Consider the following 10,155-nt stretch of genomic DNA (forward strand, 5'->3'; position numbering starts at 1 on the left):
ATTTGCTTTTTTAGGAATTTTCGCGGCGAGCCTTGCGTTCGCACATTTTGGCGTTCTTACGACGGATAAAAATGTCGTAGAGGATCAAAAAGATGCTACTTTAAAGCTAAATTTGGAATTCTCCCATCCGTTTTTGCAGGAATCTATGAATCTACAAAAGCCCGCAGAATTCGGCGTTTTTATTGATGGTGAGAAAAAATCGCTCCTAGGCAGCCTAAAAGAGCAAAAAAAAGGCGAAAATTCCTATTTTGCGGCGGAATTTAAAGCTGACAAGCCATCGCTTTTGGCGTTTTATTTCGATCCCAAACCCTATGCCGAGCCGGCTGAGCGCAAGATGATCCGCCATATCACCAAAACCTACGTCGATGCTTACGGCGCGGGCGAAGGCTGGGATAAGCCGCTCGGGCTAGAGGCGGAGATCGTACCGCTCGTGCGGCCTTATGCGCTGTATGCGGGCGAGATATTTAGCGGAGTTTTTTTATTGCACGGAAGGCCCGTCCCAGGCGCGGACGTGGAGATCGAGCTATATAACGATAAGGGCTACAAAGCCCCTAGCAAGGCGCATGTCACGCAGGTCGTTAAAACCAACGGCGCGGGCGAGTTTAGCTTCGTGATGCCGGTTGCCGGCTGGTGGGGCTTTGCGGCTCTTAGCGAGGAGGAGGCCGCCAAAGGAAGCGAGCAGCCCGTAAATGAGCTGGGCGCCGTGCTTTGGATCAAAGCAGACGAGCTGAAAAAATAGCGGAGCGACTCGGTGAGATCTCTTTTTTCGAGCGAAATTTGCGCCGCCGCGGATAAATTTAAATTTACGCTTGAGTGGGGCTTTGAAATTTTATTTTCGCGCGTTTTGCTTGGCGACGTAAAATTTCAAGCGAATTCTGCGGCTAAAATTTTACGGGGAAGAATTTTGTCGTTTTGCACCCGCGCGCAGTCTGCGTCTCAGGGTTTGGTTAAAACTTTACGGAGCAAAATTCCGCTGAGTAAAATTTCAAGTAGCAGAACTCTGCTATGTGGAATTTTGCTCGGTAGAAATCCGCTCTTAGGAGCTTCGAGCGATGGTATTGCTCTGCTCGCGATTTTTCGCAAGCGTAGAAATCCGCTCTTAGGAGCTTCGAGCCGTAAAATTTCATATCCGTGGATTTATGAGCGTAAAATACCCGCGCGCAAAATTTCGTTTTTTGAAATTTTGCAAACTCCGACTTTTAAAATTTTGCAAGCTCTGTTTTACTGCGCGAGCGTCGCACCAAGATCGCTCGGAGCCTCAAATTTTGCGTCGCGAAATCCATTTGCCGCTCCTGCAAATGTAGCAAACAAAAATTTTTGCGCCATGCGAGCTGTAAAATTTATCAAATTTACTGGTTCCGCAAGCAGCTCCGAGACCGCTCCGAGTCTTGCGCTGACGGCCGCCGTAGATAGGACGCAAGCTGCGAGTTTTACAGCCGCAAATTTTGCTGCGACTAAAGCCGTAAAAGCAAGACCTGTAGCAATCAAGGCAATTATCGCAAAGGTCGCAAATGCCTTAAATTTAACTAGCTCCCGCGTTTTTGCGCGTCTAAAAAACGGGAGCGATTTAAAGGAGGCGAGTCATGCACATTAGTGAAGGAGTTTTGAGTGCGCCCGTGCTGCTCGCAGGCTGGGCGGTTACGGCGCCTGCGGTAGCGGCGATTTTATGGCGCGTAAAGCAGGCTGAGATCCCTAGGATCGCATGTTTTAGCGCGCTATTTTTCGTCGCATCTTTTGTACACCTGCCCGTGGGCGTCAGCTCCATGCACCTGATGCTAAGCGGGCTCGTGGGCGCGTTTTTGGGCTCGCGCGCGATCTTGGCGATTTTCGTTGCGCTTTTTTTGCAAGGGGTGTTTTTCGGCTTCGGAGGGCTTAGCGTGCTCGGCGTAAATACCGCAGTCATTGGCTTTCCGGCGGTTTTGGGCGGGCTCTTTGCCGCCGCCGCAAAAGCGCAAGAGCTAAAAGTGCGCACGCAAAAAATTTATCTATTTTTGGCGGGCTTCGTGCCGATCGTCTGCTCGATGCTGCTTCTTGATCTCGTGCTTTTCATCAGCGGGCGGGAGTTTTTTGCTATCGCGACGCTCATCTCGCTCGAAGGCGCAATTCTAGCTGTTTTGGAAGGAATCATCACCCTTTTTGCGCTTAGCTTTATTGCGAAATTTTACGGCGGACAGAGGCAATGAGAGCGCTATTTTTCTTAGCGGTTTTGAGCTCCTTCGCATTTTCGCATGCGCTTCATCTTTTTGCGACGCAAGAAGGCGATAGAGTGGCGATTTATAGCTATTTTTATAAAAATTCTCCCTGCATGCAGTGCGAAGTTTTAATCAGTGCGGACGGGCGCGAAATTTTGCGCACTAGGACCGATAAAGAGGGACTTGCGAGCATACGAATACCCGCTAAAAATTTTACTATTCAAATTTACGGAGGCGCAGGGCACGGCGCGCAGATGGAATTTAGCGCCGAGAACTTTGCGCCGCAGGATTCCGGTGATCCTGAAAATTCCACGCCGCAAAATTCTGACGTTTCTGAAAATCCTATGCCGCAAAATTTGAACGCCGCTAAAAATTCCGCGCCTAAAGACAGCGTATCTGAAGATAAAATTCCAAGCGCTTCCGAGTCTTTGGAAAATTTCACCTCGCAAAACATCTTGCCGAAAGAAAGCCCTAAGAGCGATATTAGGAGCATGGCGTTTCAAAGCCAGTCCGCCGAGGCGCCTAAAATCGCGCTTTGTTTGGCCTTGATTTTCGGCTTTTTTGGCTTAATGTGGCTAGCGAAAAGAGCGCGCAAATGAGCCCCGCCGTATCACTGCTCGCGTTTTTCATCTTCAGCTTTGGCGTCGGACTTAGTGGGCAGCTTTACGCAGCGTTTTTTGCCCCGCCGCTATTTCTTTTTGCGCTTAAAATTTCGATTGCGCGCGCGGTCTGCACAAGACTTGCGGTATTAAATATCTTTGCGATTTTAAGCGCGTTAAGCCCCGCCATAGTCGGTAACTACGAGCTTGCAGGCGTAATATTTTTACGCGCGAATTTGATAATGGCGTTTGCGATTTTGCTATTTTACGGCAAGGATGAATATTTTTTCGCACGCGGATTTTACGGGCTCGGGCTCGGCGAAAAGCTAAGCTCTTTGGTGTATTGCTGCAGGCGATTCGTAAATTTTTTACGCTCGGATTTGGCGAGACTGCAAGCTCTTTTGCGGATGCGTGGATTTGTAGGGACGAGTGGAATTTTCACCTATAAAATTTATGCAAATTTAGTTGGGATTTTAGCGATTTCAGCGCTTGAGCAAGCAAGAAATTTAAGCCTGGTGATGAGCGCGCGAGGGTTTTGCGGTAGGCTATTTTACGAGCGTCGCGAGGGCATGAGCATCTCGGAGGCCTCGTTTTTGGCGTTCGTGCTGGCGTGCGTATTTATTAAAATCGGAGCGATCTTATGAGCTGCTCGCTTAAGGCGCTGGATTTAAGCGCTAAAAACGGCGAGCGAGAAATTTTTCGCGGCGTAAATTTGAGCGTAGGGCATAAGGAAAAAGTGGCGATCTTAGGCGCGAACGGGCAGGGCAAGACGAGCTTGCTTCAAATTTTAGGTGGCCTAAGGCAATGGGGCGAGGGCGAAATCGAGCTTTTCGGCGAGAAGCTTGAGTGTGCGGAGGATTTTATAAAATTTCGCCACGAGATCGGTTTTTTATTTCAAAACAGCGACGATCAATTTTTGTGCGCGAGCGTGTTTGAGGACGTCGCATTTAGCCTGCGTGCGCAAAATGAGCGGTTAAAACGAGCACGAAATGTGGAGAAAAGACGTGGAATTTTTTCTAAATTTTTTGGTCGTAAGGCGGAAATTTTAAGGCAGGGCAGCGAAAACGACCATCTAAAAAAGCTTGAAATTTTAGGTGAAGAGCAGATCGAGCGCAAGGCGCTGGAGACGCTGCGACGCTTGGGAATCGAACATCTACGCGAGCGGGTGCCCTTTCATCTAAGCGGCGGCGAGAAAAAGCTAGTGGCGCTTGCGGGCGCGCTGGTATGCGAGCCTAGGATACTGCTACTGGACGAGCCTACGACGGCGCTTGATGAAGCGATGCAGGAGCGTGTGGCGGGGATTTTGGCGGAGCTTGACGTAAGCGAGATCATCGTCTCGCACGATAAAAGTTTCATTGATAAAATCGCGGATAAAATCTATTATTTGAAATCAGATGGGCTGTATGAAAGCCCATGATAAAATCATAGATAAATTTGTCGTTTAAAATCAAGAGGCTTTTATAAAAGTCCATAATGGCGACCCTTGCGGGATTTGAACCACGCGTTTTCGCACTGAGAATGCAACGTCCTGAGCCACTAGACGAAAAGGTCAAGAAGCCGCATTATAGCGACAAAAACAAAATTTTAGATAAAATGCCTGCGGCGGTGCAAGCGCAAATTGCTTGGATTTTTAAAAACCGGCGCGGCATAGAGAAAATTTGCAACGTAAAATTTTATGATTTGGCTGAAATTTTATATACAAGACGGAGATTAGCCTATCTTTTCCATCGCCTTGTTTTTAAATGCTACGGGATTGGTGATATACGGGAAGCTAACCGCCATTCCGCCGGTACCTCGTACCACTACGGTACCGCAGCCGAAAATTCTCCCAAGGACACCTTGCGCCACAGATAGGCTCTCGATTTTCTCGTATTTCAGCTCTACGGTGTCGCGGCTGACAAAGCCCGCTTTACCGATTATACGCTGATTTGTAATGGCAAGCTCATTTGTCTTTAAAACGACAAACCCGTGAATTAGCGCCGCTATAAAACCGCCAAAGCATATGAATGAAAGTCTATCGTCTTTATTTATTATTCCAACTATCGCGGGAATTAATATGATGATAGCAGAGATGAAAACCGCCCGGTGAATTTTGGCTTTAGCAATTACATTTTCGCCATTTAGAAGGTTAGACTCTACGTAACCCATAAATATCCTTTAAAAGAATTTTAGGCTTGAATTATATCCTCACCCCATTAATTTTGACTTAAATTTTATGCGGCGGCGGCTCGTGTAATGGCGGATTGGACGATCGGAATTTGCGCGTAAATTTAGATAAATTTTATTTTGTCGGCTGCGAAATTCAGCGCAAAATTTATGGTTAAATTCTGCGCACCAAGCTTTTAAAATTTTAAATTTAGCGCAGCGAAACTGCCCCGCTCGCGGCCTGGCGATCGCCCTATGCCGCATAAATTTTATCAAAGCCCTAAGGCTTAGTGAAGCTCGCGGGGTAAATTTATAAATGCGCTAAATTTTATCGCAATACATTTGAAATTTTTAGCGCGCGATATACAAACTCACTGCGGTTGAAGCTCTCGTCTGTGCAAATATAAAATTCGTTAGCGCAAAGTGCAAAAAAATGGCTAGCGTGCGCAACGAGGCGAAATTAAAATTTAAGCTTGCTAGTCTAAATTTGAAATTTTACAGCTGCCCGCTCTAAAATCCGAGCGCTTTTTGAATTGCAAGCGTCTGGGCTACGACGCGCTCTAGCTGCTGCAAATTTAGCATATTCGGTCCATCCGAAAGTGCGTGGGCTGGATCAGGGTGCGTTTCGTAAAAAAAGCCGTCCACGCCCACGGCCGCCGCCGCTCGCGCGAGATACGGCACGAAGCGCGAGTCGCCGCCGCTCGTAGCGCCGATACTAGGCATCTGCACGCTGTGCGTCGCGTCGAAAATGACCGGCGCAAACTCGCGCATAATCGGCAGTGAGCGCATATCGACGATCAAATTTCCGTAGCCGAAGGTACTGCCGCGCTCGGTAAGCCAAACGCCGTGGCGGCGCGCCAGATCGTGCATCCCTTCGCCGCTCGGCTGCGAGGCACTTATCGAGCCGTCTTGCGCGTTGAAAGCATGAGAGAGGTTTGGCTGCAAGGCGCTTTGCGCTTCGCTTTTGTTATCGCTTTGTGCGGCACAAGGCATCGCCGTATCTTTAGCGGCATTTTCGGCACCGTTTCTAGCGCCGCAAGTATGAATAAAATTTTGCGCGTCCGATTGTGCACCACAAGAATTTTGCACGCCTAGTGCCGAAGATTCGTCATTCGCACCGCTTCGAGCGCCGTTTTGCGCGCCGCAAATTTCGGCATCGTCGTAGCAGGCGCTGTTTTGAGCGGCCTTTGTATCGCTAGATGCCGCGCCGCTTTGTGGGGTATAAGCCCGTGCGCTGCGGGTTTGCAGCACCTTTTCGACGCTGTGTTTCATCGCCTGCGGTGATAAAAACTGACCTTTTTTGATGTTTACTACCGCTTGCGTGCTGGCTGCGGCGACGAGCAGGTCGGTTTGGCGGCACAAAAACGCGGGTATTTGCAGCACGTCGGCGACGCGCGCAGCGGGCTCCGCCTGGTAGCTTTCGTGGATGTCGGTTAAAATTTTATAGCCGAACTTTTCCTTTACCTCGGCTAAAATTTCACAGCCGCGCTGTAGCCCCGGGCCGCGGAAGCTTGAGATGCTGGTGCGGTTGGCTTTATCGAAGCTGCTTTTAAAGTAAAATTCCACCCCGCTCATTTCGTTAAATTTGCGCAAACTTTCCGCGACTTGCATTATCAGCTCGCGACTTTCGATCACGCAGGGTCCTGCGATCAGTATCATGAAATATCCTTTTTTAAAATTTGCGCGATTTTAGCGAAATTTTGCTAACTCTTAATAGGGCTTGCCGAAAAATTTTTCGTAATGCTCGTAAAAGCGCTTGTAGTAGGGGTTTGAGTAGCGTTTTCGCATGCCGTAGTTGTAGCACTCGATCGTGTCTTTGATATTTTTATTTTTGGCGTTCCAACATTTGCGCAGGATCTTGGCGCATTTGGTGAGATTATACATCGGATTAAATATATAATCGATCTCGTTTTGGTTGAAATTTACGGCGTTTAGCTGCCCGAGTCCTACGTCGATGCTAAAGCCGTCCTCGTAGAGGTACTTGGCGATCTGCACGGCGTAAATTTCGTTTGCCGGTATGATCGTAACGACCCATTTGCTGGAATTTAGGCTGTAATTGCTCGTTTTGATGCGGATATTTTGATTGCGCAGACCTGCGAAATAATCGGCGTTTGCTTTGTTCGTCAAAAAGGAGATCGTATAGGGCTCGAAGTCGCTTTCGATTTTGACGATAGTGTATAAAATTTCAGGCTTTACCCCTTCGTTTTGCGCTACTGCGGCGATGGCGTTTACGATCTCGTTCGGCGAGTAAGCGGGGGCTTGAAGCGCTAAAAACAGGGCGAAAACCAACTTTTTCATCTAAATTTACCGAGCCTTTGATAAAATTTTATGTCGCAAGTATAGCACAATTTCAGTCTTTTCATCATTGTTTAAGTGAAAATTAATCGTATTGGATATATAATCACATTTCTTTTTTAAACCCAAACGGTCGCTTAGCTCAGCTGGTAGAGCGCCACCCTTACAAGGTGGATGTCGCAGGTTCGATCCCTACAGCGACCACCATTTTGAAATCCTTGGATTTCATACTTCTTTAGCACTTGCGTTGCGAGTGTGATTTTTGGTGCGACGGTAGTTCAGCTGGTTAGAATGCCGCCCTGTCACGGCGGAGGTCGTGGGTTCGAGCCCCATTCGTCGCGCCACTTCTTACGATGTCTTGCTAGCTCAGTAGGTAGAGCATCTCACTTTTAATGAGGGGGTCGTTGGTTCGAATCCAACGCAGGACACCACTTATTTTATCACTAATCAAGTCGGCAAATTCTATGATTGATCGTTTATATCTAAAAAGCCAAAAATAAGTAAGGATATAAAATAAAATTTTTTCTCATCATAATTAGTATATTTCTTTGTATTTATATTGTTCTTTCGGTGCTAAGTTTTTCGCCTTGTGATATTAACGATATGTTGAGGCGAAACTACAATCGTATGGAGCAAAAATGCAGATTAAAATTGATACGACGAGCTAATAATGGCAACAGCGGGGCATATAGGCGACTTTTCTATTTTTATGAATTTTATTTTTTAGATAGATATTGTATAGATCAAAAGGCGCGGCAAGAATTAGACAAAGAGGAGCTAAATTTTATTAAAAAATTTCATTCTGTAAATTTAGATCTATGCACAAATAACGATTTTATAGTTGGTTTATTAAAAAAGTGCGTTTTGAAAGAGGGAAATTTCACATTATGTACCAAGCGGATCGGAAAGGAAAAAGAGATTAACATGGATAAAGTCATGCATCTATATGACGTAGATAGGAAGCCAAAAGAATAAGAGATTTCATGAAAAATAAAATTTACTTTATTGCTGCCGCTATAATATTATTTGTGTGGATATTTTATCTATATAAAGAGCAAAGCGCCTCTTGCGATATAAAAGATCTTTTTATGGGCGATTCCGAAATAACAAAAGAGTGCAGGATTGTCATAATAAGGCAATTTGAAAAGAACGGTAACCCGCGCGCATATAAAAGACTGAGTTTGGTTTATGGAAAAATTTTAAGCGAAAAACCTATAGAAGAGGTTTTAGATGAGTTAGATCAAGAAGAGATAGAATTTTTGAAAAAATTGTATCCTGATTCAGAAATTCTATCTAAAGAGTTGCCAAGCAGAAAATAATCAATTTTTATAAATGTAAATTTGTCATAAAGATGGCTAAATGTTTAATAAAGAATGAAAAAAGGATGGTAATTAATGGACTTAAAGCTTTTATACCAGAATTCAACGAATTCTGATAAATTTAGCATCAATTCGTTTGTCGGGAAATTTATCTATCAAAAAACTTGGTCGGATTGCGATTATTGGGAGTTGGATAAAACTTTAATGCAGATTTTGAGCTTTTATCATAAAAAAACGCTTCCAAGAGAAATTTTCATCGCAATACTAGGGGTATTTAATGATGTTATCGGCGTGGAGGATAAATCGGAAATTTATGTAAGCAATATGTTGTGCGCGAAAAACAGCGACGGCGTGGTGCCTAGCATATATGATAGATTTGAAAGATTAAAGGTTCTGTGCAACAGCATCGTATTCAAAGAGAAATTTAGCAATAGCGGTTTTTGGTATGTTCCAAAGGATTAATGCAATGGAACTTGTAAATTTTTATAGAAATACCGCATTTGATGATAGATATGATGCAAATTCCTTTATAGGTATGATTTTGGATAATAATCTATGGTCCGATGATGAATATTGGAAATTAGAAACCGATTTAAAAAAGATTTTGCGGCATTATAAAAACAAAGAGTTGGACCCAGAAATAATGCAAGGCATTATTTCTATCTCTAATGATATATTTTTAAACGGAAGTTGGCGCGACACAGATATAGGCGCAAAAAGCGAATGTTTTAAAACGTATGAATATCAAGAAGATACAAAGCCAAATATTTTCGATAGATTTCGTCGCATAAAAAGCTTATTATTGGCGGTTGCATCAGGGGATGAAAATTTTTATAAAATCAAATTTTTCTATGAAAATTGTACGCTGGATTCTTGTGCTAAAAATAGCAAAGACGGTGCGGTAGTTAAAATTCCATTAAAAGGAAATGCGGTTTTAAATGAATAAAAAGACGATTTTAACTATTTTATCGGGAATAGTCGAAGATGGCGATTATATCTCTTTATGGGAGATCGTTTGGGAATTAAATTCTATTAACGTTGCCAATTCGCTTAAAGTGGCGAAAGAAATTTTATTGTTTTTATACGAACAAGGTTATATAAGATTGTTTAGTTCAAACTGGGGTTATGATACAGAAACGAAAGAGATATGTGATAAATCTGAAATTTTAAATATTTTAAGAGATGATAAAAATTATGAGCCGGTCGGCGTAAATAGCAAATATTTTTGCGTAACCGAAACGCAGCAAGGAAGAGCTTATTATGCAAAACAATACTAAAATGCGAAAAATAGTAGTTTGGACGGTATAAAATGAGAATAAAAGCGCTTGATCTAAATTTAGCCCATACGTCTATTTCTTTAGCGAAGCGGAAGATTTTAGGTTTAAGATTTTTAAAAATTTTCAAGCCGTGAGCGGGAAAAGACCACTGGATTTTTATGAGCTTGAGGCGTTTAGCCTAATGAAAAGTACCGAAGTCTATGAGACCGACTCTATCGCCAGTGCATTAATTCATAATTTTAATTTATGCGATGAGAATGTAAAAGATATTTTAATAATGCTCTTTGGGCAGCTTTATCTAAATAATTTCATAGATACCGTCCAAACT

General features: G+C 44.1%; 13 protein-coding genes, 4 tRNA genes and 2 pseudogenes. 14 read left to right on the forward strand and 5 right to left on the reverse strand.

Features of this window, described 5'->3' with window-relative positions; all coding sequences use genetic code 11:
* The 6 genes from Q0277_RS00875 to Q0277_RS00900 all read left to right on the forward strand — a co-directional run.
* Window positions 1-739: DUF4198 domain-containing protein (locus Q0277_RS00875; protein ID WP_366517312.1), on the forward strand; the 739-nt coding region annotated here is incomplete at its 5' end.
* Between the two features lie 12 nt (window positions 740-751).
* A complete protein-coding gene (locus Q0277_RS00880) occupies window positions 752-1,594 on the forward strand; it encodes a hypothetical protein (protein ID WP_297994580.1) in 843 nt (280 codons plus the stop codon).
* Window positions 1,584-2,183, forward strand: coding sequence for a cobalt transporter CbiM (gene cbiM / locus Q0277_RS00885; RefSeq protein WP_297994582.1), 600 nt, complete (start codon window positions 1,584-1,586; stop codon window positions 2,181-2,183). The genes Q0277_RS00880 and cbiM overlap by 11 nt, the downstream gene beginning before the upstream one ends.
* A complete protein-coding gene (locus Q0277_RS00890; RefSeq protein WP_297994585.1) occupies window positions 2,180-2,791 on the forward strand; it encodes a hypothetical protein in 612 nt (203 codons plus the stop codon). The genes cbiM and Q0277_RS00890 overlap by 4 nt, the downstream gene beginning before the upstream one ends.
* Window positions 2,788-3,435, forward strand: a complete 648-nt coding sequence (locus Q0277_RS00895; protein WP_297994587.1) for an energy-coupling factor transporter transmembrane component T — start codon at window positions 2,788-2,790, stop codon at window positions 3,433-3,435. Before Q0277_RS00890 ends, Q0277_RS00895 begins: the two co-directional genes overlap by 4 nt.
* The gene (locus Q0277_RS00900; protein WP_297994590.1) at window positions 3,432-4,208 is read left to right on the forward strand and encodes an ABC transporter ATP-binding protein; all 777 of its coding nucleotides are present in this window, start codon (window positions 3,432-3,434) and stop codon (window positions 4,206-4,208) included. The genes Q0277_RS00895 and Q0277_RS00900 overlap by 4 nt, the downstream gene beginning before the upstream one ends.
* 57 nt (window positions 4,209-4,265) lie before the next feature.
* Here the strand turns inward: Q0277_RS00900 and Q0277_RS00905 are convergent.
* The 5 genes and pseudogenes from Q0277_RS00905 to Q0277_RS00925 all read right to left on the reverse strand — a co-directional run bounded on the left by Q0277_RS00905 (window position 4,266) and on the right by Q0277_RS00925 (window position 7,234).
* Window positions 4,266-4,342, reverse strand: a tRNA-Glu gene (locus Q0277_RS00905).
* A gap of 159 nt (window positions 4,343-4,501) precedes the next feature.
* A complete protein-coding gene (locus Q0277_RS00910; RefSeq protein WP_297994593.1) occupies window positions 4,502-4,939 on the reverse strand; it encodes a PH domain-containing protein in 438 nt (145 codons plus the stop codon).
* A gap of 507 nt (window positions 4,940-5,446) precedes the next feature.
* Window positions 5,447-5,803: pseudogene (locus Q0277_RS00915) on the reverse strand (3-deoxy-8-phosphooctulonate synthase); the annotation flags it as partial.
* A 381-nt stretch (window positions 5,804-6,184) separates the two neighbouring features.
* Window positions 6,185-6,595: pseudogene (locus Q0277_RS00920) on the reverse strand (3-deoxy-8-phosphooctulonate synthase); the annotation flags it as partial.
* 51 nt (window positions 6,596-6,646) lie between these two features.
* Window positions 6,647-7,234 (reverse strand): transglycosylase SLT domain-containing protein, encoded by a 588-nt coding sequence (locus tag Q0277_RS00925; RefSeq protein WP_297994596.1) that lies wholly within the window; start codon window positions 7,232-7,234, stop codon window positions 6,647-6,649.
* Window positions 7,235-7,362: 128 nt separating this feature from the next.
* Here Q0277_RS00925 and Q0277_RS00930 point away from each other — a divergent pair.
* From Q0277_RS00930 to Q0277_RS00965, 8 genes are all read left to right on the forward strand, one after another.
* Window positions 7,363-7,438, forward strand: a tRNA-Val gene (locus tag Q0277_RS00930).
* Window positions 7,439-7,498: 60 nt separating this feature from the next.
* A tRNA-Asp gene (locus Q0277_RS00935) sits at window positions 7,499-7,575 on the forward strand.
* Between the two features lie 11 nt (window positions 7,576-7,586).
* Window positions 7,587-7,662, forward strand: a tRNA-Lys gene (locus tag Q0277_RS00940).
* 220 nt (window positions 7,663-7,882) lie between these two features.
* Window positions 7,883-8,206 carry a hypothetical protein gene (locus Q0277_RS00945; RefSeq protein WP_297994599.1) on the forward strand — a complete coding sequence of 108 codons (324 nt, stop codon included), beginning with the start codon at window positions 7,883-7,885 and terminating at the stop codon, window positions 8,204-8,206.
* 8 nt (window positions 8,207-8,214) lie between these two features.
* Window positions 8,215-8,550: a hypothetical protein gene (locus tag Q0277_RS00950; protein ID WP_297988502.1), complete on the forward strand. Its 336-nt coding sequence runs from the start codon at window positions 8,215-8,217 to the stop codon at window positions 8,548-8,550.
* A 75-nt stretch (window positions 8,551-8,625) separates the two neighbouring features.
* On the forward strand, window positions 8,626-9,012 hold the full coding sequence (locus tag Q0277_RS00955) for an Imm41 family immunity protein (protein WP_297994601.1): 387 nt from the start codon (window positions 8,626-8,628) through the stop codon (window positions 9,010-9,012).
* Window positions 9,013-9,016: 4 nt separating this feature from the next.
* Window positions 9,017-9,496: an Imm41 family immunity protein gene (locus tag Q0277_RS00960; protein WP_297994604.1), complete on the forward strand. Its 480-nt coding sequence runs from the start codon at window positions 9,017-9,019 to the stop codon at window positions 9,494-9,496.
* Window positions 9,489-9,827, forward strand: a complete 339-nt coding sequence (locus Q0277_RS00965) for a hypothetical protein (protein WP_297994606.1) — start codon at window positions 9,489-9,491, stop codon at window positions 9,825-9,827. Before Q0277_RS00960 ends, Q0277_RS00965 begins: the two co-directional genes overlap by 8 nt.
* The last annotated feature ends 328 nt before the right edge of the window (window positions 9,828-10,155 follow it).

It is taken from the genome of uncultured Campylobacter sp. (assembly GCF_938030815.1).
Classification (GTDB): domain Bacteria; phylum Campylobacterota; class Campylobacteria; order Campylobacterales; family Campylobacteraceae; genus Campylobacter_B.